The organism is Stutzerimonas stutzeri (genome assembly GCF_024448715.1).
GTDB classification, from domain to species: Bacteria; Pseudomonadota; Gammaproteobacteria; order Pseudomonadales; family Pseudomonadaceae; genus Stutzerimonas; species Stutzerimonas stutzeri_AR.
In genome coordinates this window covers 62,773-86,388 of record NZ_JAMOHZ010000003.1, presented here as the reverse complement: position 1 = coordinate 86,388, position 23,616 = coordinate 62,773, and the positions used below count along the sequence as shown (strand labels likewise).

The 23,616-nt window shown below is 56.8% G+C and carries 21 protein-coding genes; 8 read left to right on the top strand and 13 right to left on the bottom strand.

All coding sequences use genetic code 11. The annotated features are described in order from the left end of the window. Positions 1–98: 98 nt before the first annotated feature. From NAV33_RS07045 to NAV33_RS07015, 7 genes are all read right to left on the bottom strand, one after another. Complete coding sequence (locus tag NAV33_RS07045; RefSeq protein WP_255978340.1) at positions 99–860, bottom strand: WecB/TagA/CpsF family glycosyltransferase; 762 nt, start codon at positions 858–860, stop codon at positions 99–101. Next, positions 850–1,734 carry a glycosyltransferase family 2 protein gene (locus NAV33_RS07040; RefSeq protein ID WP_255978338.1) on the bottom strand — a complete coding sequence of 295 codons (885 nt, stop codon included), beginning with the start codon at positions 1,732–1,734 and terminating at the stop codon, positions 850–852. Before NAV33_RS07040 ends, NAV33_RS07045 begins: the two co-directional genes overlap by 11 nt. Continuing rightward, complete coding sequence (locus tag NAV33_RS07035; RefSeq protein WP_255978336.1) at positions 1,694–2,950, bottom strand: hypothetical protein; 1,257 nt, start codon at positions 2,948–2,950, stop codon at positions 1,694–1,696. Before NAV33_RS07035 ends, NAV33_RS07040 begins: the two co-directional genes overlap by 41 nt. 413 nt (positions 2,951–3,363) lie before the next feature. Further along, the gene (locus NAV33_RS07030) at positions 3,364–4,425 is read right to left on the bottom strand and encodes a glycoside hydrolase family 5 protein (RefSeq protein ID WP_255979290.1); all 1,062 of its coding nucleotides are present in this window, start codon (positions 4,423–4,425) and stop codon (positions 3,364–3,366) included. A 173-nt stretch (positions 4,426–4,598) separates the two neighbouring features. Continuing rightward, positions 4,599–6,809, bottom strand: coding sequence for a polysaccharide biosynthesis tyrosine autokinase (locus tag NAV33_RS07025; RefSeq protein WP_255978334.1), 2,211 nt, complete (start codon positions 6,807–6,809; stop codon positions 4,599–4,601). Positions 6,810–6,824: 15 nt separating this feature from the next. Next, positions 6,825–7,262, bottom strand: a complete 438-nt coding sequence (locus NAV33_RS07020) for a low molecular weight protein-tyrosine-phosphatase (RefSeq protein ID WP_255978332.1) — start codon at positions 7,260–7,262, stop codon at positions 6,825–6,827. A 158-nt stretch (positions 7,263–7,420) separates the two neighbouring features. Next, a complete protein-coding gene (locus NAV33_RS07015) occupies positions 7,421–8,857 on the bottom strand; it encodes an undecaprenyl-phosphate glucose phosphotransferase (protein WP_255978330.1) in 1,437 nt (478 codons plus the stop codon). Between the two features lie 366 nt (positions 8,858–9,223). On the opposite strand from NAV33_RS07015, the gene yegS reads away from it, so the two are divergent. The 3 genes from yegS to NAV33_RS07000 all read left to right on the top strand — a co-directional run bounded on the left by yegS (position 9,224) and on the right by NAV33_RS07000 (position 12,073). After that, complete coding sequence (gene yegS, locus NAV33_RS07010) at positions 9,224–10,138, top strand: lipid kinase YegS (RefSeq protein ID WP_255978328.1); 915 nt, start codon at positions 9,224–9,226, stop codon at positions 10,136–10,138. A 171-nt stretch (positions 10,139–10,309) separates the two neighbouring features. Next, positions 10,310–11,242 (top strand): chemotaxis protein CheV, encoded by a 933-nt coding sequence (locus NAV33_RS07005; protein ID WP_255978326.1) that lies wholly within the window; start codon positions 10,310–10,312, stop codon positions 11,240–11,242. Between the two features lie 27 nt (positions 11,243–11,269). Continuing rightward, positions 11,270–12,073, top strand: coding sequence for an MOSC domain-containing protein (locus NAV33_RS07000; RefSeq protein WP_255978324.1), 804 nt, complete (start codon positions 11,270–11,272; stop codon positions 12,071–12,073). Positions 12,074–12,214: 141 nt separating this feature from the next. On the opposite strand, the gene NAV33_RS06995 is transcribed toward NAV33_RS07000, so the two are convergent. After that, the gene (locus NAV33_RS06995; protein WP_255978322.1) at positions 12,215–14,143 is read right to left on the bottom strand and encodes a transglycosylase SLT domain-containing protein; all 1,929 of its coding nucleotides are present in this window, start codon (positions 14,141–14,143) and stop codon (positions 12,215–12,217) included. A gap of 269 nt (positions 14,144–14,412) precedes the next feature. On the opposite strand from NAV33_RS06995, the gene NAV33_RS06990 reads away from it, so the two are divergent. Together NAV33_RS06990 and NAV33_RS06985 are read left to right on the top strand one after the other, a co-directional pair. Then, entirely contained in the window at positions 14,413–16,317 is a 1,905-nt protein-coding gene (locus NAV33_RS06990) for an ATP-binding cassette domain-containing protein (RefSeq protein WP_255978319.1), read from the top strand. A 152-nt stretch (positions 16,318–16,469) separates the two neighbouring features. Next, positions 16,470–17,162 carry a DUF6901 family protein gene (locus NAV33_RS06985; RefSeq protein ID WP_255978317.1) on the top strand — a complete coding sequence of 231 codons (693 nt, stop codon included), beginning with the start codon at positions 16,470–16,472 and terminating at the stop codon, positions 17,160–17,162. Between the two features lie 29 nt (positions 17,163–17,191). Here the strand turns inward: NAV33_RS06985 and NAV33_RS06980 are convergent, their stop codons facing one another. Next, positions 17,192–17,632, bottom strand: coding sequence for a universal stress protein (locus NAV33_RS06980; protein ID WP_255978315.1), 441 nt, complete (start codon positions 17,630–17,632; stop codon positions 17,192–17,194). A gap of 216 nt (positions 17,633–17,848) precedes the next feature. Between NAV33_RS06980 and NAV33_RS06975 the strand changes: the two genes are divergently transcribed. Genes NAV33_RS06975 through NAV33_RS06965 form a run of 3 tightly spaced genes read left to right on the top strand, consistent with a single transcriptional unit; the run spans position 17,849 to position 19,687 of the window. Further along, complete coding sequence (locus tag NAV33_RS06975; protein WP_255978312.1) at positions 17,849–18,316, top strand: MFS transporter; 468 nt, start codon at positions 17,849–17,851, stop codon at positions 18,314–18,316. A 46-nt stretch (positions 18,317–18,362) separates the two neighbouring features. Then, the gene (locus NAV33_RS06970) at positions 18,363–19,139 is read left to right on the top strand and encodes a class II glutamine amidotransferase (protein ID WP_255978310.1); all 777 of its coding nucleotides are present in this window, start codon (positions 18,363–18,365) and stop codon (positions 19,137–19,139) included. After that, positions 19,139–19,687: a DUF2937 family protein gene (locus tag NAV33_RS06965; protein WP_255978308.1), complete on the top strand. Its 549-nt coding sequence runs from the start codon at positions 19,139–19,141 to the stop codon at positions 19,685–19,687. Before NAV33_RS06970 ends, NAV33_RS06965 begins: the two co-directional genes overlap by 1 nt. A gap of 163 nt (positions 19,688–19,850) precedes the next feature. Here NAV33_RS06965 and NAV33_RS06960 read toward each other — a convergent pair whose 3' ends face one another. The 4 genes from NAV33_RS06960 to NAV33_RS06945 all read right to left on the bottom strand — a co-directional run bounded on the left by NAV33_RS06960 (position 19,851) and on the right by NAV33_RS06945 (position 23,592). Then, positions 19,851–21,029 carry a vWA domain-containing protein gene (locus tag NAV33_RS06960; RefSeq protein WP_255978306.1) on the bottom strand — a complete coding sequence of 393 codons (1,179 nt, stop codon included), beginning with the start codon at positions 21,027–21,029 and terminating at the stop codon, positions 19,851–19,853. 49 nt (positions 21,030–21,078) lie between these two features. Further along, on the bottom strand, positions 21,079–21,477 hold the full coding sequence (locus NAV33_RS06955; RefSeq protein ID WP_255978304.1) for a GFA family protein: 399 nt from the start codon (positions 21,475–21,477) through the stop codon (positions 21,079–21,081). A 51-nt stretch (positions 21,478–21,528) separates the two neighbouring features. Then, the gene (locus NAV33_RS06950; protein WP_255978301.1) at positions 21,529–22,374 is read right to left on the bottom strand and encodes an AAA family ATPase; all 846 of its coding nucleotides are present in this window, start codon (positions 22,372–22,374) and stop codon (positions 21,529–21,531) included. Between the two features lie 141 nt (positions 22,375–22,515). Continuing rightward, positions 22,516–23,592, bottom strand: coding sequence for a DUF748 domain-containing protein (locus tag NAV33_RS06945; RefSeq protein ID WP_255978299.1), 1,077 nt, complete (start codon positions 23,590–23,592; stop codon positions 22,516–22,518). Positions 23,593–23,616: the final 24 nt, after the last annotated feature.

Genomic DNA, 23,616 nt, shown 5'->3' with positions numbered 1-23,616 from the left:
TCGGACGCAATGATCGAAAAGCTTGCAGCGGCTACTTGGCTTCGCCATTGCAACTGCAATCGATCAAGCTATTTTAAAAATATTGTGTTCGTAGCTGATCAAGACTCCTGCTTGGCGGGGCTGGCCTTTTGCTTAGAGCTTCTTTCACGCAAATAAGCGGGCAAAATGTATATCGCGTCGATGAAGTACCGCTTGGCCAGCCTGCGCGGTTCGAGACACATCCGATGAAGCCATTCGAGTCTGTACTCGCGCATCCAACGCGGAGCGCGTTTGATGGTGCCGGTAGCAAAGGAAATCGAGGCGCCAATGCAAAAACCCATTCCTGATCGTTCTTGGGGTTGGGTCAATCCCGCCAGAACTTCTCCGCGGGGCGTTCCAACTGCATAAAGCACCAAGTCGGATGGATTATTTCGAACGAACTGCAAGCAACGTTGCACTTCTTCCGGCTTTTTGATGAAGCCCATCGGTGGGTTGTAGTGATAAAGATCGATGCCAGGATAGATTTCCCGAAGCCTGTCGGCTTCTGCTGTCGCAGAGCCGATGAGCACGACGCGCAAGCGATCCTGGTCGGCCCACTTAAGCAGATCAAGGGTCAGGTCACTGCCAGGAATAGCTTCGTCTATATGTACGCCCAGACGACTTACCAGCGATAGCAAGATGCGACTGTCGCAAAGCCTCCAGCGCGCTTTTGCATAGGCATTACGCAATTCTTCGTCGCTTTCCAGTTGAACGAGGTGGTCAACGTTGGGCGTTACCACAAACGAGTAAGGCTGCTTGATGCCCTCCCGAATGCAGGTCAATAAAGCTTTCTTATTGCCGGAATAAAAGTCGATTCCGAACGCTGTAGTATCACTTGACACTCATTGCTACTCCCTTGAAGGCGCCTTTGATGCCCGACCAGACGAGGGTTGGGTTTCTGAATTCCTTTATCGTCGTAACTGCCGAGAGGAGAAATGCGGAAGTAAGGGCGAAGACCGGTCCGTAGAAACGTTTGTTAAAACGAGTGGCTGCGCGGTTGCGATAGTAATGATAAAACGCTGAGCGGCTACCCAGGCTGAGTGAGCCATAATGAAACAGACGGCTTTCAGGGATTACTTTTATCGAAACGCCAAAACGCCTAGCGCGATATTGCCAATCAACTTCTTCGAAATACATGAAATACGTTTCGTCCATCAGGCCGATTTCTTCGGTCAGTGCAGCTGAAAACGCAAGGCTGCAACCCATTAAATAATCTGGGTTGTGCTTAGTGTCCTGGAGCTGCACCGCTTCGATGCTCTGGTCCTTTCCGAGCAGGCGGGCTTTGCCCAGGATTGGATATAATTTTCCGCCGCCATAGCATTCCAGGCGCCCGGTGTCGGCACTCAGCACTACCGAGCCGACGAATTGCCTATCGTCTCGCTGTAATGCCTCAAGTAGCGGCGAGAATGCGTCGCTATCGACATAAGTGTCGTTATTGACGACCCAAAAATATGTGGGCTGCAAATTTTCCATCGCCCAGCGCAGGCCGTAGTTGTTGCCCCCTGCATAGCCGCTATTTTCTGGATTGCTTAGCAGCGTTACCTTCCGGTACTTCTTTTCATCCAGCCATTGCTGAAAGGCGAGGGCGGATCCGTCCTGTGAGTCGTTGTCGACAATGACAATGTGGTCGACTGTCGAACAATGAGCGAGCAGGCTTTCAGCGCAGCTGATGGTTTCAGTAGCAGCTTTGTAGTTGAGAATAAGTGCGACGTTCATGTACTCGTTCCTTGCTGCGAAGATGGCGTGCTCTTAGAGCGTGTATCACGAAAAGCATGACAATGACCGGTTGCAGGTATTCAAATAGTCCGTTGAGTGGCCAAATAACAAAGAAAGCGAGCATCACGGAATAGCTGAAACTCATATCAGGATGTATGTTGCGAGCGATACGCTGGTAAATATAGAGAGTCAGCGGCACCACCAGGAAGGTCAATAGCCCGAAGCGAAACAGTGTGCCTAATATCCCAACATCTGACAGGAAAAAATGTTCGCCAAAGTAGGGAATGAAGCCGTCCTGCCACATCAGCGAAAGCGATCCACTAGGAAGCCAGTTGACGAGATCCAAATGGCTAAATATCGATGCGATCGTATTGGAGCGCACGCTGTCTTCGATATCGCCATCTAGACTGCTTTCGTAGAAATCGAGATTCAAACCAAAATGTTCTAACAATTCGGGATAGAAAAAAACCGGCGATAATAACAAGCAGAGGGATGCAGCCCACACAATGGCTTTGGCCCTAAGACAGAAAAGCGTAAAGGCCAGGCAGAGTACGATGAGCTGGCGAGTCTGTGTCGCGAAAACCAGCGTCAATAGTAAAATCACTGCCATTAATAGATAAAAGTTTTTTTGCCGTTGTTCGCCGTTTATGGGCGATACGCCTTTTGACCACACCTGAATGCAATAGAAATAGGAAAAGCAAATTAAGAAAGGACCGATTGACGAGCGATCGGGACGATCCCACGATGTTTGTTCTTCACGCCAATCAGGTAACAGGCCAAACTTGAAACACCACGAAAGGAATACGGCGATGAGTGCGGCATAAAGGATTGAGCGCTCGAACTGTAGAGTACTCAAGTGCTTTGCAAGCAATAACAAAGGCACGAAACCAAAGGCGAACAAGATTCGCCGTTCCTCGATCAGACCATAGGTTATCGGTTGGCCGTAGGTATAAAAAGAAAATATCGCCGGCAACACGGTAAACACCAGAACACTGTAGAAGGCGTAATACATCAGGACGCGGAATTCTCTGGAGGCGTCCTCGGTGCTGGCAAGAATTAACAGCAGCGATGCCCCTAAGCAAACGGCTAGATAAGCTTCGTTGAGAAATTTGATACCGATAGGGTTGTGCGTGCTGTCGCCAAACACAGAGAAATGCAGAACGACTACGAGAACCATCAATGGCAAGTAAAAGAGTTTTGAGCTGATGTTTGTCATCACCTGAGTCCTTAGGTGCTTTTCCATGATCCAAACTAACTTCACCGCAACAAACTAAAGCTTTTTTAACATTGCCATGCTGATGCCTTCGATGCGTCGGTCACTACGAGTCGTGCGGGTGGGTCAATAAATCCCCGACTCCTGCGTGCGCTTGTGAGCGAAGCGTTCATAGCCGCCGGGTTCGAATTCCGCTCGGATTAACCCCGCTATGGCTCGTTCGCAATGTTGGACAACCAGCCTCATGGTTGGGTTGCGTAGAATGTTCAGGATTTTTAGGCTTTTCCCAAGTTTTTTGACTGGTTTCGCATCGTTGTCCTAACCAAAGGTTATTGACTGGAAGATGCGAAACGGCATTGGATGCTAGCGCCGAGCCGGCATATCGCGTATCGAGGAATCCTGCGTTCAGGTACATGTCACGAACGCGGTGTCGGCCCGAATTCCGAACACTTGTTGGGAATATTCTTCAATAGAATCTCCATCTGCGGTCGGTCCTTGCCACCGATGGGCTCGACCGCCAGCACATATTTGCCCCAGCCGGGGCCGCCAGCCCAATAGGCACTGGGAATACAGTTTTCGTTGAGGTAGGCGAGCAGGTTGTCCATGGCAGCAAGCATCGATTCGGAATGTCCGGGTACACCGTATTCGCCTAGGAAGCCTTTCAAATCATGTTCTTTCAGCCACTCTACGAAAGGTCGGGCACGTTCCACGCCTAGCATTGGATCGATGGTTTCGTCGGCTGCATAGCGACCGGAAAAATCCTTGTCGAAGTACAAATGACCCTCATAGACGATCTTGTTCGCCGGGTCGTCGATCAGAAAGTCTTCATTTACGTTTCGCCAGTGAAAAGTACTGGCCCATCGGTCGCCTTCGACAAATATCAGCGTTTCCATGTCCACCTCGCGGATCGCGTCGACCGCAGCCTGCGCGGCGGCGGGCCATAGTCCCTTGGTGGAATGTGGCTCATTCATTATGTCGTAGCCCAGCAACGCTGGATGGTCCTTGAACGTCTCGGCGAGCGTGCGCCATACATTGGCGTAGGCCTTGTAAGGTACGTCGGGAGAGCCAATCAACTCGCCTTTGTATCGAGCATAGTTATGCATATCCAGAATGATTTTCTGATCATGCTGTGCTGCAAAATCAAGCGTTCTTTTTAACAGGCGGATCTGATCGAAGTTAACACCCTTGTCCAGGTCGTGCTGCAACCGTTCCCAAATGAAAGGAAAGCGGATCAGGCGAATATTCTTGTCTGCGTAATACTTGAAATACTTTTTTTCTGGATAGAAGTAGTTGGTGCCGAGTTTTCCTGGCGTTATATGTGGCGCAAAGTTGGCGCCCGACATATTGATGCCGACCAGATCGATCCCCTTTTTTTCTCCGCTGGGTTGAGCCTGCGCGCATACCGCACAGCTAATCAGTGTCAGGCCAGTAACGAGTCGTATTGCACTGAACAAAGGGGAAAGAAAGTTACGTTCCATACTTACCTTGATCTCCAATGAATTCGTAGCGGCTCGGCTAGCACTCGGATTGTGCAAATAAAAAACCGACGCAAGCAATTCCTGCGACGAAAGCGTCTGAATGAATGGTCGTTACGGATCAATGACAGCAGACATGCTGTTGCCCGACATGCAGAGCATGCCGGGCCCACGCATCACTTGCTTTGATATTCGTACTGGTAGTAACCGTATTCGCTATAGTTCGACGCCTTGCGAATCACGGCGTTGAAGATCACGCCCTTGACCAGCAGGCCGTTCTGCTCGAGACGGCGCTTTGCAAACTCGATTTCCTTGACCCCGTTCAGGCCGTAGCGAGTCACCATTAACGTGGTCCCTGCCTGGCTGCCGACGAGGGCGGCATCGGTAACGGCGAGGATCGGTGGGGTGTCGAAAATCACCAGGTCATACATGCTGCTGATTTCCTTGACGAAGCGAGAGAAATTCTCGTGCATCAACAGCTCTGACGGGTTTGGCGGCACCTGGCCGTGAGCAATCACGTGCAGGTTGTTCAATTGAGTTTTCTGGATGGCGTCGAACAGAGTGATGCGGCCCGACAGGATATCCGAAAGCCCTTTTTCACCTTGGCAGCGCATGACCTTGTGCAGGTAACCCTTACGCATGTCGGCGTCTACCAGAAGAACCTTCTTGCCGGACTGCGCAATCACCGCAGCGAGGTTGCTAGTCACGAATGACTTACCCACTGCCGGGCTGGGTCCGGTGATCATTAGGATGTTGTTCTTCGCCTCGATCATGGCGAAGTGCAGGCTGGTGCGCAGGCTGCGCATGGCTTCAGTCGCCAGATCAGCCGGATCATTGATCGACAGCAAATACGAGGCGTTGCTCTTGTCACGCTTGAAGTTGGCCAGTCGCTTTTCCAGCAGGCCCTGTTTCTCGCTGAAGGGGATTGCCGCGTAAACGGGGATGCCGACGCGCTCGATTTCTTCCGGGTTCTCCACGCCGCGCTTGAGCGCTTCGCGGATGTAGACGAACGCTACCGCAAGTATCCCGCCGAGCAGGGTGGCGACGATCACGATCAACGGCTTGTTCGGCTTCACTGGATCGTCGATGTCCGCAGCCGCGTGGTCGACGATATGGACGTTGCCCACGGTGCCGGCACGGATGATGTCCAGTTCCTGAGTCTTATTCAGCAACATGGCATAGGTTTCGGACGACACCTCGACGTCACGGTTCAGGCGCAGCAGCTCCTGCTGGGTCGAGGGCAGGGTGCCGATCTGCTTCTCCAGTTCAGCCTTCTGCGTCTGCAGTTGATTGATCTGGTTCATCAACGCCTGGAAGTTCGGATGCTGCCGGGTGAAGCGTCGCTCCATCTCTGTGCGCTTGAGGTTCTGCTCGGAAATTTGCTTTTCCAGATCGACAATCCGATCAAGTACCGACTGGGTCTCGGCTGAAATGTCCACGGAACGATTGCCGGTCTGGTATTTGTTCAGCGCCGTCTGTGCGGCATCGAGCTTTCTGCGAACTTCCGGTACTTGCTCGCTGAGGAATTCCAGGCTCTGGGTCGCTTCCGCGGCATTGCGTGCGACGTTCTGGTCAACATAGCGCTGGGCTACTTCTTCCAGTACCAGAATGGCCTTTTCTGGATCGGCATCCTCCAGCGTCACGTTGACAATACCGGACTGCTTACCTCGTTCACCCGCTGCGAGGCGCTCCTGATAACTTTCGGTAGTGGCGTAGGTGCGGTTCTTAGTCACGCTGAACGTTGTACCCGGACGGGCATTGAGCTCGGCGACGGTGATGCCGTATTCCGGTGTTTCAACCGGCTCGCCAACCACGCCCTGAGCAACCACCTCACCGTCGGGATCACGCAGGATGAAGCCATTGTTCTCCGCGGCTTCCAGCGTAAGTTCTTCGCCATGCATCTGGTCCGGCACGATCAGTTGAGTGACGCGCAGGGACTCGCCGCCCCAGGCGTAAGATTCGAAACCGTCCGGGAACCAGCCCAGCTCACCTTCCTCTGTTGGTTCGAAGCGGCGATAGACATAGCCACCTATCAATGGGAAGTGGTGAGGCTCAATGATGATGTCGAGATTCAGTGCTTCCACCGCGCCGCCGACAACGGAGCGCGATTTGAGCAGCGCAATTTCTGTTTGCGCCGGGGAAACTGCCGGAGCAGCGCCCACCACATCGGTAAGGCTCGGCAGACCGTTTTTGGGCTCGATCTGGATCATTGCGCTGGCCAGATACACCGGGGTGGCGAGGAGTGCATAGGCAACGCCCAACGCCGCGAAGAAACCGGTTATGGTGAGAATCAGGGCCCGATTATTGAGGAATGTGTCAAAGAGGTGGGCCAGATCAATGTCCTTATCCTCTTTGGTTTCATAGATGGGTCGGGGCATGGTTGTCATTGAAGTTCCTTCTTCTTATTTCAGGTAAGGAAGCCAGCTTTCGACGGACTGTGTCAGAAGGCTGTGAACGTGTTCGAATGCGGGCTTGGATTGACGAAACGGATCGGGTATTTCCATGTCGTCCAGCCATTTGCCCATCAGAAAGGTCTTGCCGTGTACTTCGGGCGCTATCTGGCGGATGTGCTGGATATGGCTCTGCTCCATGGCGAGAATCAGATCCGCCCGGTGCAGCATGTCGCTATCGACCTGCCGGGCACGATGGGCCGTGTGTGCCAACCCGTGGTCCTGTAGCACCTCATGTGCGTTCTTATCCATTGGATTGCCTACTAATGCACCTATGCCTGCCGAACTGATCGCCAAGCCTTTTCCCTGAAGTCTGTGGATCAACAATGCTTCGGCCGCTGGGCTTCTGCAGACGTTGCCGACACAGACGATCAATATGTTCTGGAACATGTCGCTCAGCCTCGCAGCACGGAATGCGTGGGCGGGTTGGCGTGCTTAACGCAGAACGCAAATCTGATATTGGCTCGCTTCATTAGTTCAATCTTCCTGCTGCGCTCACGCATGAGTTTGTTTGTCGCTGTGATGGGGCTGGTCAATGCGTGCGGCAGTCAGTAGACGTCCCTGTTGAACAGCAGAGCGGGGATGGTCCGAGCGAGGATGTAAATGTCGAACCAGACCGACCAGCGCTCGATGTAGTCCAGATCGAACTCGACGCGCTTCTCGATCTTTTCGAGAGTGTCGGTCTCGCCGCGGTAACCATTGATCTGTGCCCAGCCGGTGATGCCCGGCTTGACGCGATGGCGCGCGGAGTATTCTGAAACGGCATCTTCGAACAGCACGCCAGCGGCTTTGGTGGCGGTCGCATGGGGGCGCGGGCCGACCATCGACATGCTGCCGAGGAACACGTTTAACAATTGTGGCAACTCGTCGAGGCTGGTTTTGCGGATGAAACGGCCAACACGGGTGATGCGATCGTCGCCTCGGGTTGTCTGGCGTTCGGCATTGGCGTCGGACTTGGCGTGATACATCGAACGGAACTTGAAGACCTCGATCAGCCTGTTGTTGTAGCCGTAGCGCTTCTGCTTGAACAGCACAGGGCCGGGCGAGTCGAGCTTGATCGCCAGTGCCAATAGAAGCATCACCGGAGCGGCGGCGAGCAAGGCCAAGCTGGAAAGAATGATGTCTTCGATACGCTGGAACATCGGCGACCAGCCACGCAAGGGCAGGTCGGAAGCGATGAGCGTAGGCAGGCCGCCAACTTCAGTGATGCGCTTGTTGGCATGACGGAAGGCGACCATGTCCGGAACCAGCAGTACGTTGACTGGCAGCTTGCGCAGCTCATTGATCACCTGGCCGATACGGCTGTCGGCGAACCAGGGCAGGGCGACCAGCACCTGAGTGACCTTTTCTTCACGGATCATCTGTTCCAGGTCGCGTGTATTGCCAAGCAGCGGCAGGTCGGCGAGCGTCTTTGGCAGGCGCTCCAGGCGATCATCGATGAAGCCGAGCACGCCCGTGCGAATGTCGCGGTGATGGGCCAGGTACTCGGCGACACGCACGCCATTATCAGTGCCACCAAGTATGACGGCGTTCTGCAAATACACGCCTTTCGCCATCAGGCGGCGAAACAGGGCAAGCATCATCAGGCGCTCGGCGCCGAACAGGACGATGCTAGTGACGAACCAGAAGGTCAGATGCTTGGCTTCCAGATAGCTGAACATCCCCAAGCCCTGATGCATGAAAATCAGCAGGCTGAACGCCGCGGCCCAGGCCACCAGCATGGTGCGAAAGCGCAGCAGCGTGCTGAACACTTCCTCGCTATAGATACCGACCGATTGGAAAATGACTACGCTGATGACGCCAAAGAACATTAGGAACGTGCTGAATGTCCCACCTCCAACAGGCAGGCCGAGCGGCAAAAACAGCAACAGTAAAACCCCTGGCAATACCGCAGTCAGCCCATGAATCAGGCGAACACTGGCAAGAAAATAATCAACGAAACTGGGGTGGGCGTATTCAAGGGTTCCAACGGACTGTAAGCGCATACAAGGCTCCTTCCTTCGGCTATTGCTAGCTCATACTCGTTTTGTCGCCGCGATCCGCGGTTCTGATGGCAGGCCGCTATCGCAACCTTCAACTGGACAACTGCTCCGACCGCCTGCCAAGGAATGAGTTCATCGATAGGAAGCAAAGTGGCAACTAGCCGACAAGGATTAAATTGACTGGATAACCTGCTGATTTAGCTAAATAAAAACTATTCGTAAACATTGGATCGGGCCTTTTTGGCTGCGCGCCTCTGACAGGTGGTCGATACGCCTATGGCTTTGGCTTAAGCCGTCTTGGCGTCTGGCCCACAACTTTCCTGGGCATAGGCAGGTCTATTGCCGGATACCGAAATGGAAGCGATTGGCATGAAAGAATCCAAAGCGTTGCTGGTCCTTCACGGGAAGCAGGCGCTCAACGATGAAGTGCGTTCGGCTGTCAGCGAATGGCGCCGGATTGGAAAAGAGCTGGCCGTGCGGGTGACATGGGAACCTGGCGACGCCGGGCGTCTGGTACAGGAGGCATTAGCGGCTGGATATCGGACGCTGGTTGCCGGCGGTGGCGACGGCACGCTGCGCGAAGTCGCGTTGGCGCTACTGGAGAGCGGCGTCGATGCGAGCCTGGCATTGCTGCCGCTTGGTACCGCCAATGACTTCGCGCATGCCGCCGAGATCCCGCTGGAACCCTTCGATGCTCTGACGCTGCTCGATCGGGACCCTGTGCTGGTCGATGTCGGCGAAATGAACGGTGAGCCTTTTCTCAACATGGCGACCGGTGGCTTTGGCTCTAAAGTGACGGCCACCACATCGGAGGAGTTGAAAAAGGTTCTGGGGGGGGGCGCTTACCTGCTGACCGGCTTGTCCCGGTTCAGCGAATTGCACGCTGCTTGGGGACGCTTTGTCGGGCCTGACTTCGCCTGGGAGGGCGATTTCCTTGCATTGGGTATCGGCAATGGGCGTCAGTCGGGCGGCGGGCAGCTACTGTGCCCACAAGCTTCGGTCGATGACGGACTGCTCGATTTATGCATCGTCCCGGCACCGGCCGATACCGTGGGAACCTTGGGGACTTTGCTGAGCGGCGGCCTTCTGGGGATCGACACCGTTTCGGTCAAGGCGCGTGTGCCATGGCTCGAAGTCGAGGCGCCGCGTGAGATCGACATCAATCTTGACGGTGAGCCCACTGCAGCGAAGCGCATGCGTTTTTCGGTGCGGCCCAAGGCGCTACGGCTGCATCTTCCCCCAGACAGTCCGTTGCTGCGTGGCGAGCCACTGATTGCAAAATGATGCGACAACCCGGTAAGACGCAGGGCCGGCCGGGATTGTGTCGCACCGCTGATCGACCGGGTTGCTTGGTCCCATAAATAATTGTGCTGCCGGATAAAGCGTAGGGCCTTGCGGCCGATAGCCACCTTAGTCGTTTAGACCCGTAGTCCCGTAATCACCAAGGAGCCCGCAATGGCCGGCATTCTAGAATCAGTCGATCAACGCACCCGATTGGTGGGGCAGAATCGCCTGGAAATCCTCATGTTCAGGCTCTCCGGCCGTCAGCAATTCGCAATCAACGTCTTCAAGGTGCAGGAGGTGGTGCAGCTGCCAAAGATGACGTTAATGCCGCACCGCCACGGTTCGGTCTGCGGTGTGATCAATCTGCGTGGGCAGACGCTGCCGGTTATCGACTTGTCGCGTGCCATCGGGCTGCGTCCGTTGGTTCCGGATGAGCGCAGCACCATCATCGTGACCGAGTACAACCGATCGATTCAGGCTTTTCTGGTCGGCGGCGTCGACCGCATCCTCAACCTCAACTGGGAAGAGGTATTGCCTCCGCCAGTGACAGCGGGACGCCAGCATTACTTGACGGCGATCACCAAGGTTGACAATCAACTGGTCGAAGTCATCGACGTGGAAAAAGTGCTCGCTGAGATCGTTCCATACAACACCAGTATCGCGCCAGAACGCTTGACGGACCCGGTGCTCGAACGCGCCAGAGGTCGCGAAGTGCTCTGTGTCGACGATTCAACGGTCGCGTTGGCACAACTGCGCGAGACCCTGAGCCAACTCGGCATCGCAGTGCATTCAGCCAGCGACGGCATGAAGGGCTTGAACAAGCTCAAGGCCTGGGCCGATGCCGGTGAGGTGGTCACCGACCGCCTGCTGATGGTATTCACCGATGCCGAAATGCCGGAAATGGACGGCTACCGGCTCACCACCGAAATCCGTAACGACCCGCGTCTGCGTGATCTTTATGTGGTGTTGCATACCTCTCTTTCCGGTAGCTTCAATCTGGCAATGGTGCAAAAAGTCGGCTGCGATAACTTTCTTTCTAAGTTTCAGCCAGAGAAACTGGTGGACGTCATTCGCGAGCGTCTGTTGCTGGACGAAACTCGCTGACCCAGCCCATCCGATCGAGGCACCTGCATGCACCTTTCCTCGTTGTATCGTTTTCCACTCAAATCCGGTTCCGCTGAATTGCTTGATGAGGGAAGGTGCGACGAGCTCGGTCTGAGTGGCGACCGCCGCTGGATGGTGGTGGAAGCTGCAACCGGAAAATTTCTGACGCAGCGGGCATTGCCGCAGATGACGCTGCTGCATGCCCGCTGGCAGGGAGAAACGGCATTGTTGTTGAGTGCGTCCGGCATGGACGATCTGCTGGTCCCGGTTCCCGACTCGGCGAGCATTGCTCGTGGGGTGCTGGTCTGGCGTGAAAGCCTGCAGGTTCCTGATGCTGGCGACGCGGCGGCCGCTTGGCTGACTCGCATGCTCGACCGCCCGTGTCGGCTGGTATACCTACCGGCTAACCAGGGTATTCAAGTCGATCAGGACTATGCTCGTCTTGGCGAGCGGACGACGTTCAGTGATGGCTTCCCATTTCTACTGATCGGTCAGGCATCGCTCGATGATCTTTCCGCCCGGGTAGGGCGGTTGTTCGACATGCGCCGGTTTCGGCCAAATCTAGTGATCTCCGATGCTGCGCCATACGCGGAGGATGGCTGGCGTCGTATCCGCATAGGCGAGATTGAATTTCGGGTGGTCAAGCCTTGCTCGCGCTGCATCATCCCGACCATCGATCCGCTCAATGCAGAGCGCAGTCCGGACCGTGAGCCGCTGGCCACGTTGATGAGCTACCGCAAGGGTGAGGGCGGTGTGTTCTTTGGCCAGAACCTGATCGCCGAGGGCATCGGCGAGTTGAAGGTCGGTATGCCGGTAGAGGTGCTCGAATAGCGCCGGTCGCTCAGCAGAACTGACTGTACCAAGCGTGACCCGACGGCGGAGCTGCTAGCTTCCGCCCCGTAAAGCGTTAGGCCTGGGCCAGCCATCCGATCAATTCATGGAACGGGGCGGGCGGTGCAGGGGTTCGACGCATCATTGACCATCGAAGTAGCGCTCGTGCCACTCGACCAATGACTGTGGTGCGTTGAGCTTCTGCCCGTAAATGACCGCATAGGTCAGTACGTTCTGCACGTACTGGCGGGTTTCATCGAACGGGATGTTTTCGACCCAGACGTCGAAGGGCAAATGCTCGGCGTTTTTCAACCATTGCCGGACGCGGCCAGGCCCGGCGTTATAGGCAGCCGAGGCCAACACCCGATTGCCATTGAACTGACCGTAAATTTGGCTGAGGTAGGCCGCACCCAACTGGATGTTGACGTTAGGATTGAGCACCTGCCGCGGTGATGACAGCGGGATGTCGAAGCGCTTGGCGGTCTCCTTTGCAGTGGCCGGCATTAATTGCATCAGCCCTGTGGCGCCGACAGGGGATCGTGCATCAGCCATGAACCCGCTTTCCTGACGGGTGATGGCAAATACCCAGCTCGGATGAATCTCCCGCGCTTTTGCGGCATTTACTATGCTGCTGCGATGGGCCATGGGAAAGCGGATATCCAGATCGTCCCAGTATTTCGCCTGGCTGATGGTACGGATTGCCGGGAAGAACCACTCCATCTCATAGGCCAGGCGCGCCTGGGCGACCAGTTCGTCGCGGCTGAACAAACGGCTGACGTGATACCACTCGCGACGACCGTCGACGATTTGCCCGCGGGCATGAAATTCCATGGCGCGACGAATGCCCGCGGTATTGCGGACCTTCTGCACCAGCTTCGGACCGAGCGCCAGTGGCTGGTGGTTAAGCTTGTAGGGTGCCTGAATGCGGTCCGCAGCAAGGAATCCGTAAAAGTCCCGCTCGCTGGCAACCGGCTGGTATAGCTGGGCAGCCTGCTTGCTGTTGGGCTGCGCCAGCTCCAGGCTTCGCGCCTTCCAGTAGCGCCAACGGTTGCTGCTGGCGAGTTCTTCGGGGAATCGCTGAGTCAGCGCGTAGACATCATCCCAGCGTCCCAAACGTAACAGCAGGCGAGCACGCCATTCACTGACGGTGTTGTCGCGTAGCTCCGGGTCATACTCAGCCATTACTTTCAGCGCGCGCGCGTCGAAGCGTTTGGCCAGGGTGAGGCCGATCTGTCGGGCGATCGCGACTTTCTCGTCCGCCGAAAACGACATGCGTCTGGCATAACTGTCGAGCAGTTCGAGCGCCTGTTCCGGATCCTTGCGCGCCAGCCGGCGCAGACCAATCGAGACGATATCGCCCATGGCTGGGGTGGCCGGCGTGAAACGATCCGGGTGACTGAGCATTTGCGGCTTCTGCGCGACACCGATGAGCAATTCGCCCTGCTTTTTCAGTGTCGGCAGGTTTTTCACCAGGAAGTTGGCCAGGCCGTAATTACCGCTCTCGACCGCAAGCTTGGCGCGTTTCCAGCGCAATTCCTCGGTGAGCTGTCCCGCGTCCGCCCAGCGTTCGAATAGAGCATCGCAGGCGTTGTGCTGCGACTTGCCGACCAGCCAGAGCCGCTCGGCCGTCTCATAGCCCTGCTGTGTTTGGCCGCTGCTTAGTTGGTACTGGCCGAACAGGCAATCGAGCTCAGCGAAATTCATTTTCGGATCGTAATGCGCGACGAATGGACGCCAATCACCGCGAGCAGCCAGTAGTCGCAGCCAGCGCAGCTTCATCCAGCTGGCCTGAGGCAGGTCGCCATGTTCGGCGAGAAATTTCTCGACTTCGTCATTGCTGGCGGTCTTGAGACGTGCCGTCAACTCGTCGTAAGCCAGGTAAGGTTCGAGCGGATAATCCCGAAGCGCGCTGGCGTAGCGACGGTACGGCCCACTGTCGCCCTTGGCCAAGGCCCGCTTGGCCTCGTCGTAGTATTGACGTTGCTGTTGGAGGCTGGCGGCTTGAGTGGTTTCGAGAGTGAGAGCAGTGAACAGCAGGTAAAAACAAATACAGGAGAGTCGACCGCGCATGAGACTTCCGAAGACGGGGACAGGGGGATTTCGGCTAGCTTAGCGCGGCCCATCGGGCAGTTAAAATGCGGATTAAGCTCTTGAGCCAAACAAAGGGAGACTTCCGACGAACGTACATCAGAACAGGCGCAACAGCTCTGGATGGCGCCCTGAACAGCGACGAACGGTCGTGTTCGAAACGTACAAACTGGCCGGCCTCAGGCGTTCGGTAGCGCCCGGCTGATAGGCGCCTTCTGCTAGACTGCGCGCCCTGTTTTCCGGAGGTAATCATGACCCTGCTCAAGTTGACCGATGTGTCCCTCGCCTATGGCAACAATCCATTGCTCGATGGAGTGTCCTGGCAGATTGCGCGGGGTGAGCGGGTTTGCATCATCGGCCGCAACGGGACCGGTAAATCCAGCATGCTGAGCCTGGTCAAGGGTAGCCAGTTGCCGGACGATGGCGAGATCTGGCGCGCGCCGGGTCTGAAGATCGGCGAGCTACCCCAGGAGCTCCCACTTGCCGACGCGCGCACCGTATTCGACGTGGTGGCCGAAGGGCTGTCTGGGGTCGGACAATTGCTTGCTGATTACCATCACCTGAGCCAGAACATCCAGAACGAAGCCGATCTGGACAAGCTCATGCATGTCCAACAGGAACTCGAAGCGAAGGACGGTTGGCGCCTGCAGCAGTTAGTCGACAGTACCCTGAGCCGCTTGCAGCTACCGGCCGATAAAACCCTGGCCGAGCTTTCCGGCGGATGGCGCCGACGCGTCCTGCTCGCTCAGGCGCTGGTATCCGAGCCCGATCTGCTGTTGCTGGACGAGCCGACCAACCATCTGGATATCGGCGCCATCGCCTGGCTGGAAGAGGCGCTGACCGGCTTCAATGGCGCTGTACTGTTCATTACTCACGATCGCGCGTTCTTGCAGAATCTGGCGACCCGCATTCTTGAGCTGGATCGTGGCCACATGATCGACTGGAATGGCGATTACGCCAGCTTCCTGGTGCACAAGGAGCAGCAGATGGCGGCCGAAGAGACCGCCAATGCGCTATTTGACAAGAAGCTTGCCCAGGAGGAAGTGTGGATTCGCCAGGGCATCAAGGCCCGCCGCACCCGCAACGAAGGACGCGTCCGCGCGCTGAAAGCATTGCGTGCTGAGCGTAGCGAGCGCCGTGAACATCAGGGCAAGGCCAATATCCAGATCGATGCGGCGGAGAAGTCCGGCAAACAGGTAATCGTCGTCGAGCATGCGAGCTTCGGTCATCCCGGTGGGGAGCTGCTCATCCGGGACTTCTCAATGGTGCTGCAGCGCGGCGACCGTATCGGTTTGCTTGGTGCCAACGGAACCGGCAAGACAACGTTGCTCAAACTATTGCTCGGCGATCTGCAGCCTACCAGCGGTACAGTCGAGGCCGGCACCAAGCTTGAAGTGGCGTATTTCGACCAATTGCGTCACCAACTGGAGCTGGAAAAGACCGTCATCGATAACGTTGCCGAGGGCCGCGACTTCATCACCATCGATGGTCAGAATCGCCATGTTCTCAGTTATCTCGGTGACTTCCTGTTCAGCCCGCAACGTGCGCGCACCCCAGTCAAGGCGCTGTCTGGCGGCGAACGGGCACGGCTCTTGCTCGCCAAGCTGTTCAGCAAGCCTGCCAACCTGCTGGTGCTCGACGAACCGACCAACGATCTCGACGTGGAAACCCTCGAACTTCTGGAAGAGGTACTGCTCGGTTTCCAGGGTACGGTGTTGATGGTCAGTCACGACCGGGCATTCCTCGATAACGTGGTCACCAGCACCTTGGTGTTCGAAGGTGGCGGGCTTGTCCGTGAGTATGTGGGCGGGTATCAGGACTGGCTGCGCCAGGGCGGTACGGCAAAGCTGCTCGGCGTAGCGGAGACGAAGGAAGCGAAAGCCGAAACGCCGAAAAGCAAACCGGCGACGCAAGCGATCGCCGAACCCGCACCGGCAAAGAAGAAGCTCAGCTACAAAGTGCAGCGCGAATTGGAGGCGCTCCCAGGAAAAATAGACGCAGTCGAAAAAAACATTGCCGCCTTGCAAGCGGAAATTGCGCAACCGACGTTCTATCAGCAGACTGCCGAGCGTACTGGCGAAACGGTAGCTCGCCTTGAAGCACTGCAGAAGGAGCTCGACGAATTTCTAGAGCGCTGGGCCGAGCTGGAAGAATGAACGAGCAACCGTGGCCTGGCTCGCCACGGTTCAGCGCCGCACCTGCCTCTTGGTGCAGCGCGTAAAGTAACTCCGCAGCATCTACGCAGCGTGACGCGGGACCGTCACGAAAACCCCAACTACATCTGTCAGCACTCTACGATGGAGCATAGATGGCAATTGATTACCGCATCGTCCTCGACGACGAGCACGAGTTCAGCTACCGGATCGAGCTGGACCGCGCCTACGATCACGAGGCAGCCATGCAGGCGCCCAGATGGACGCGCCTCGATCACCAGCAGTGCAACAACTGTCCGCTGAGCCGGGACAACTTCACCCATTGCCCCGCTGCGGTAGATCTACACCGTGTAATCGAGGATTTCCAAGGTCTGCCAGCCGTTAAGAAAGCGCAGGTGCGTGTACGCACGCCGGAGCGCGAGTACAACAAGCTGGTGGGGCTGGAGGAAGGGTTACGAGCGTTGCTCGGCGTAATCATGGCTACCAGTGCCTGTCCGGTCCTGGGCAAGCTCAAGCCAATGGCGCATCAGCATCTGCCGTTCGCCAGCAATCAGGAATTCGTGCTGCGGGCGGTATCGCTTTACCTGGCCCGGCAGTACTTCAACCTGCGCGAAGGACGGCATGCCGATTGGGAGCTGCGCGGATTGGTACGTTCGTTCCAGCAACTGCAACTGGTTAATCAGGCGTTCTGGCAGCGTATTCACGATACTTGCCATGGCGACTCGAATCTGAAGGCCTTTCTGACCTTCTTCTCCATGGCATCGAGCCTGACCTATTCGCTGGAAACCCAGCTGCAAAAAATCAGGCCATTGGTGATGAGCGCTGGCGAGGGCGCGGAAATGGCCTGAGCCGCTCAGGCTCAGGCGCTCGTATCGGGCTATTCGGGTTTCTTCAAGCGTACCGCGAGAACGTCACATGGCGCTCCGTGGAGAATGTCGTTGGCGGTGGAGCCGAGCAGCAATGACAACCCGTGGCGGCCGTGGCTGCCGACCACGACCAGATCGCAACCCTGCTCCTTGGCCAGGCGGTGAATTTCCTGACGCGGTTGGCCATATGCGAGGTGCCGTTGTTCTGCGGTCAGGCTGGGATAGCGATCGGCGAAATCAGTCAAGCGCTCCCGGGCTTGATCGAATTGCTGTTGCTGGAGCATCGACAGATCCATCGGAACATCGCCGCCAAACGCCATGGCCATGGGTTCGATGACATGGACCAGCGCCAGTTTCGCACCGCTGGCTGTCGCCAGCGCCTGAGCGCGCGCTACGACCGGATGGCATTCGTCGTTCAAGTCAGTGGCGACCAGAATATGCTGGTAGGTCATGATTGCTCTCCTAAATGTGTCAGATGCGACAAGTATGGCTTCTTGACGCGCAATTGGGGGCTGATGGCCCTTTTTGTTTTCAGCGTTTATACGGCGTTGAATGCATCATGACCAGCGTGTCATCACATCGCTTGCTGGCAGTCAGCAGGCTCGTGGCTGTTATCATGCGCGGCGTCAAGCGCCGGTGTGCGCGTCCGGCCTATACAAGAGATCGTCATGTTCCTACTCGCTAATGAATACCTGCTCGCCTGGACAGCCTATGGGGTTGCCGCGCTGGGTTGTTTGCTGGTGTGGTTCCGCATTACCCGACCCATGTGGCGGTGGCTGCGCGAGCCGCTGCGATTGCTTGTTGCCGTGCTGCTGTTGACGCCGACTATCGTCGACCCTGCGAAAGAGCTGTTCGCCCCGGCAGTGGCAGTTACCGCACTTGATGTGCTGTTCAATGTCGGCAATAACGCTTGGCGCGCGGTGGCTGATCTGGCGCTCTATGGTCTGATCGCATTCGCACTATACGCAGCGCTGGTGGCAGTGCGCTGGCCAATCGAGCGGCGGCGCAAACAGCGACGTGCGGAGTCGGCGTCCGGTAAGGATCCGCGTACCCTACGCGAGCGACTGGAGGACGACGAGGACGACGATTACCGTCCCGTAGGCCGCTACCAGACGCGGACCGAACCCAGGCTGTGATGTGAAACCATGGTCTGAATGCCATAAGACGCTGCGGAGATCGCGCATGTGTGAACTGCTCGGCATGAGCGCCAACGTACCCACTGATATCCATTTCAGCTTCACCGGACTGATGCAGCGCGGCGGTCGCACCGGGCCGCATAAGGATGGCTGGGGTATCGCGTTCTACGAAGGCCGCGGTTTGCGCTTGTTTCAGGACCCTGTAGCCAGTTGCGAATCGGAAGTGGCGAAGATGGTCCAGCATTATCTGATCAAGAGCCAGGTCGTGATCGGTCATATCCGTCATGCCAACGTCGGCAAGGTTGCGCTGGTCAATACCCATCCATTCGTACGCGAACTGTGGGGGCAGCACTGGTGCTTCGCGCACAACGGTCAGCTCGCAGATTTCAACCCGGCGCTTGGGTTTTACCGACCGGTCGGCGACACGGACAGCGAAGCGGCGTTCTGTGATCTGCTCAACCGTGTACGCACCGATTTCCCCGAGCGTGTCAGCGCCGAAGACCTGCTGCCTCGTTTGCTCGATGCCTGCTCCGGCTATCGTGCGAAAGGGGTTTTCAATTGTCTGCTGAGCAACGGGGAATGGTTATTCAGCTTCTGCACCACCAAACTCGCACAAATAACACGCCGTGCGCCTTTCGGCCCAGCGCAGCTGAAGGACGCCGAGTTGACCGTTGATTTCACCGCCGAGACCACGCCGAACGACGTGGTGACCGTACTGGCTACCGAGCCTTTGACCGATAACGAGCAGTGGGACGTCCATCAGCCAGGCGAATGGACGCTCTGGCGACTTGGCGAATGCGTCGCGCGCGGGCAGGTGCAGTGATGCTGAGAAGCTATCTGCGATTGACCCTGTTTGCCCTTGGCTTGCTGGTCGGTATCCAGGTGCCGGGGTTCATCGATGCATACGGGAACCACGTTGAGGCTCGTCGGCTCGAGGCTCAGCAAGGTCTGGTAGGTTTCCAGGACACCGCCGGGCGTTTCTTCGAGGGCAATTTGAATGCGTTGGTGGAGCACTATCGCGGCAGTGACGATCCGGTTATACAAAGTGATGCGCGCAGTGTTGCGGCGCTCGTCGAGCGAGCACGGTTACTCGATCGCGAATGGCGGATCATGCAAGGACCTTGGTATGCGCGCGCCTGGCATGTGCTGATTGGTGCCGATCAAAGCTTGAGAGGGCAGGTCTGGAGCAGCTATCGCTTCCAGGTGATGTTGGCGCCGGAGGCGATCACCTGGGGCCTGAGCTGCGCTCTTCTTCTGGCCTGGATTGCCGAAAGTATCTTCGTACTGACTCGCCGGACGTTGTTTCCGCAGCGCCGCCGACGCCAGCGGCGCACCGCTCAGGTAGTTTCGTCCAGCAAGCGACCCGAGTAGGTCTCTGTTCGGGCAGGTCGGCGATCTGCTGCAGTACGCCCATAAGATCAATCCAGCCCAGGTGATCTGACTGGCAGCCAGCCACCGAATACCTCTCGGCAAGCTGTAACCACGGCCGAGGGGTAAGTCGTAGAAGCGCCCAGCGGTTCAGTCGGGCTTGCAGCTATTTAGCTAGAAACTTCATCCCTTCTTCCAGCCCGCTCAATGTCAGGGGATACATGCGGTCCTCAACCAGCTCACGGATGATTCCGGTGGATGAGGTGTAGCCCCAAGTGTCTTTCGGGTAAGGGTTGATCCAGATGAGCTTTTTGTACTTTTCCATAAAGCGCTGCATCCAGACGTAGCCTGCTTCCTCATTCCAGTGTTCGACACTGCCGCCGGGCTGGGTAACTTCGTATGGGGCCATCGCGGCGTCGCCTACGAACACCACCTTGTAGTCGGCGCCGTACTTGTGCAGTAGGTCGAGCGTTGAGGTGCGCTCGGAGGTACGGCGGAAGTTGTTCTTCCAGACCGACTCGTAGATGAAATTATGGAAATAGAAATACTCCAGATGCTTGAACTCGGTCTTGCAGGCCGAGAACAGCTCTTCGCATACCTTGACGTGAGCGTCCATGGAGCCGCCGATATCGAACAGGATCAGCAGCTTCACCGCGTTGCGCCGCTCTGGGCGCATCTGAATATTCAGCAAGCCGCCGTCGCGGGCGGTGTGGTCGATGGTGCCGTCAAGGTCCAGCTCGTCCTGCGCGCCCTGGCGGGCGAACTTGCGTAGGCGGCGTAGGGCGACCTTGATATTGCGTGTGCCCAGTTCGACCTGATCGTCGAGGTTCTTGTACTCGCGCTGGTCCCAGACCTTCACCGCCTTGCCCTGGCGCTTGCCGGCGTCACCGATGCGGATACCTTCGGGATTGTAACCGCCCGAGCCGAAGGGGCTGGTGCCGCCGGTGCCGATCCACTTGTTGCCACCGGCATGCTTTTCCTTCTGTTCTTCCAGGCGCTTCTTGAACTCCTCGATCAGCTTGTCGAGCCCGCCGAGGGACTCGATCTTGGCGCGCTCCTCGTCGCTCAACGAACGCTCAAATTCCTTGCGCAGCCACTCCTCCGGAATCAGCGCCTCAATGTGCTGATTGAGGTTTTCCAGCCCTTTGAAGTAGGCGCCGAATGCCCGGTCGAACTTATCGAAGTGGCGCTCATCCTTGACCAGGATAGCCCTCGACAAATAGTAGAACTCGTCCATGTCGGCAAAAATCACGTTGTGTTTCAACGCGTTGATCAGATCGAGCAACTCGCGTACCGACACCGGCACCTTTGCAGCGCGCATCTCATTGAACAGCCCAAGCAGCATGGCAAAACCTCAGGAGGTGCCGTCGTGGCAGCACCATTACGTTTGATAATCAGCGGTCTTCGTCGTGTTCGGCGAGCCCATCGCGGATCTCATACCAGTCAGCCTTGGAGCCGACGAAGATATGTTCCTGCGGCGGAACCGGCAGCGGCGAGTCGAGCGTACCGGCCGCGACGCCGACCTCGTGCTCGCGATTGTCGACGAACTGCAGATTGGAGCCGCAGCGAATACAGAACGTCCGCGTCACATGTTCAGAAGAGTGATAGACGCCCAACTGGTCCTTGCCTGAGAGAAAGTGAAACGCATCCAGCGGCACGCTTGCATAGGTGGCGAATGCTGCGCCGTGTGCCTTGCGGCACATCTTGCAGTGGCAGTGAGTCAATTCGTCTATCGGGGCATCGATGCGATACCGCACGACACCGCAGAGGCAACTACCGGTATGCGTTTGCATGGCTCTTCTCCAGTAATGTGACGCAGCGGCTCCGTCTGAAGCCGCCGCCGTTCAGCGACTGGCGCGACGACTCATGAACGCCAGACGTTCAAGCAATTGCACGTCCTGCTCGTTCTTCACCAATGCTCCGGCCAGCGGCGGGATGGCCTTGGTCGGATCGCGTTCGCGCAGTACGGCTTCGCCGATATTGTCGGCCATCAGCAGCTTCAGCCAGTCGACCAGCTCACTGGTGGATGGCTTCTTCTTCAAGCCCGGCACCTTGCGGACATCGAAGAACACATCGAGGGCTTCGGCCACCAAATCCTTCTTGATGTTCGGGTAATGCACGTCGACGATCTTCTGCAGCGTTTCACGATCCGGGAATGCGATGTAGTGGAAGAAGCAACGGCGCAGGAAAGCGTCAGGCAGTTCCTTCTCGTTGTTCGAGGTGATGATGATGATCGGCCGCTGCTTGGCCTTGATGGTTTCGTTGGTCTCGTAGACATAGAACTCCATCTTGTCGAGTTCCTGAAGCAGGTCGTTAGGGAACTCGATGTCGGCCTTATCGATTTCATCGATCAGCAGGATGACGCGCTGCTCGGATTCGAAGGCCTCCCACAACTTGCCTTTCTTGATGTAGTTGCGCACGTCATGTACGCGGTCCGAATCCAGCTGCGAATCTCGCAGCCGGCTCACCGCATCGTATTCATATAGCCCTTGATGCGCCTTGGTGGTGGACTTGATGTGCCAGGTGATCAATTTTGCGCCGAAGGACTCGGCCAATTGCTCGGCAAGCATGGTCTTGCCGGTGCCCGGCTCACCCTTGACCAGCAGAGGGCGCTCCAGCGTGATGGCGGCATTGACGGCAAGTTTCAAGTCGTCGGTGGCGACGTAGGACTGGGTGCCTTCGAACTTCATCGGGATTTCCTTGATCGGGCCTGGCACGCAGGCGCTTCATGTTTTGGTGAGATGACCGACTATAAGTGATGGGCGCTTCACTGTGAACGCGAGTGGATCATTCAGTCACTGAATGTGCGCGGCCGCATCTACTGTTCGGTTTTACTCGTCCTCTTCGCTCAGCGAGCGCTCGAAGCGCGCCGAGAAGGCTTCGACGAAGGCGTTTCGCAGGATCGCGACAAATGCTTGGAACGGACTGACGTCGGTGTTTTTTGTGCTGCCGGAAAGCTCTACGCGTGTCGCGAACTGATCCTTGCGCTGGTTCTGCAACACTTCCTCACCGGCACCGACCACGGCTTCCCAAATACCACGAAAGAAGCCTTTGTCCTCACTTTCGACGTCCTGCTCGAAGTTGAAGACTTCCACATTGTGCAGCAGCGGTTTGATATAGCCGTCCAACTGACCGTTGTTGGCTTCGACTTCCATGACCAAGTCGCCAGTGCCACTAGCGAAATCGAAGTTGCCATAGGCATTGCTGAAGTCGTTCAGCTTGGTCAGATTCAGGCCGGTCATCCGTAAGTCCAGATCGAAATCTTCCCAGTTGGTGAAAGGGTCGAAGTGCGCGGTGGCTTCCATGGGAGCCTGATTGAAGAACTTCGCCGTGCCCTCGAAGGTGGCGACACGTCCTTGCTCACGGTTGGCCGTATTGGTCAGGTTGTACAGGCTCGCGTTGATCGCGTTGGCATAGACATGTACCGGCGGGTCGGCCTCGAAATTACGAAACGACAGCTGGCCGTCGACCACACGTAGCTCATTCAGAGTGAATGGTATCAACGCTTCGACGCGCTCACGCCAATCGACGCCTTCACCTGTTTGTGAGTCCTCGGCTTCTTCGCCATCGACGAAATTCAGCTGCGGTTGTTCCAGAATTACCTCACCAACCAGCGCCTGATCCTGCCAGAGCGCGCGCCAGCTCACGCCGATATCGATCGAGGGAGCCGTGAATAGCGGAGCTTGGACCTGCTCGTTCTTTTTCTCGATAACGAGCCCATCGACTTTGTAAGCGCCGCGCCACCAGGCCAAGTCGACATCTTCGACATGACCCTTGTATTCGCCCATGTCGGCGAGCTTGTCGTTCAGGAAGTTGAGCACCAGATGAGGCAGCGCGAGGTGAGCGATCAGCAATAGCAGGGCAAGCGACAGGAATATCCACAACGGAAGTTGGTAGCGTTTTTTCATGACAGGCCTGGTTTGGTCGAGGAT

What these genes read in the sequence shown, in the direction of transcription:
- NAV33_RS07040 (WP_255978338.1), bottom strand. Translation starts at nt 1,734, where the DNA reads ATGAACGTCGCACTTATTCTCAACTACAAAGCTGCTACTGAAACCATC.
- NAV33_RS07035 (WP_255978336.1), bottom strand. Translation starts at nt 2,950, where the DNA reads ATGACAAACATCAGCTCAAAACTCTTTTACTTGCCATTGATGGTTCTC.
- NAV33_RS07030 (WP_255979290.1), bottom strand. Translation starts at nt 4,425, where the DNA reads ATGGAACGTAACTTTCTTTCCCCTTTGTTCAGTGCAATACGACTCGTT.
- NAV33_RS07025 (WP_255978334.1), bottom strand. Translation starts at nt 6,809, where the DNA reads ATGACAACCATGCCCCGACCCATCTATGAAACCAAAGAGGATAAGGAC.
- NAV33_RS07020 (WP_255978332.1), bottom strand. Translation starts at nt 7,262, where the DNA reads ATGTTCCAGAACATATTGATCGTCTGTGTCGGCAACGTCTGCAGAAGC.
- NAV33_RS07015 (WP_255978330.1), bottom strand. Translation starts at nt 8,857, where the DNA reads ATGCGCTTACAGTCCGTTGGAACCCTTGAATACGCCCACCCCAGTTTC.
- yegS (WP_255978328.1), top strand. Translation starts at nt 9,224, where the DNA reads ATGAAAGAATCCAAAGCGTTGCTGGTCCTTCACGGGAAGCAGGCGCTC.
- NAV33_RS07005 (WP_255978326.1), top strand. Translation starts at nt 10,310, where the DNA reads ATGGCCGGCATTCTAGAATCAGTCGATCAACGCACCCGATTGGTGGGG.
- NAV33_RS07000 (WP_255978324.1), top strand. Translation starts at nt 11,270, where the DNA reads ATGCACCTTTCCTCGTTGTATCGTTTTCCACTCAAATCCGGTTCCGCT.
- NAV33_RS06995 (WP_255978322.1), bottom strand. Translation starts at nt 14,143, where the DNA reads ATGCGCGGTCGACTCTCCTGTATTTGTTTTTACCTGCTGTTCACTGCT.
- NAV33_RS06990 (WP_255978319.1), top strand. Translation starts at nt 14,413, where the DNA reads ATGACCCTGCTCAAGTTGACCGATGTGTCCCTCGCCTATGGCAACAAT.
- NAV33_RS06985 (WP_255978317.1), top strand. Translation starts at nt 16,470, where the DNA reads ATGGCAATTGATTACCGCATCGTCCTCGACGACGAGCACGAGTTCAGC.
- NAV33_RS06980 (WP_255978315.1), bottom strand. Translation starts at nt 17,632, where the DNA reads ATGACCTACCAGCATATTCTGGTCGCCACTGACTTGAACGACGAATGC.
- NAV33_RS06975 (WP_255978312.1), top strand. Translation starts at nt 17,849, where the DNA reads ATGTTCCTACTCGCTAATGAATACCTGCTCGCCTGGACAGCCTATGGG.
- NAV33_RS06970 (WP_255978310.1), top strand. Translation starts at nt 18,363, where the DNA reads ATGTGTGAACTGCTCGGCATGAGCGCCAACGTACCCACTGATATCCAT.
- NAV33_RS06965 (WP_255978308.1), top strand. Translation starts at nt 19,139, where the DNA reads ATGCTGAGAAGCTATCTGCGATTGACCCTGTTTGCCCTTGGCTTGCTG.
- NAV33_RS06960 (WP_255978306.1), bottom strand. Translation starts at nt 21,029, where the DNA reads ATGCTGCTTGGGCTGTTCAATGAGATGCGCGCTGCAAAGGTGCCGGTG.
- NAV33_RS06955 (WP_255978304.1), bottom strand. Translation starts at nt 21,477, where the DNA reads ATGCAAACGCATACCGGTAGTTGCCTCTGCGGTGTCGTGCGGTATCGC.
- NAV33_RS06950 (WP_255978301.1), bottom strand. Translation starts at nt 22,374, where the DNA reads ATGAAGTTCGAAGGCACCCAGTCCTACGTCGCCACCGACGACTTGAAA.
- NAV33_RS06945 (WP_255978299.1), bottom strand. Translation starts at nt 23,592, where the DNA reads ATGAAAAAACGCTACCAACTTCCGTTGTGGATATTCCTGTCGCTTGCC.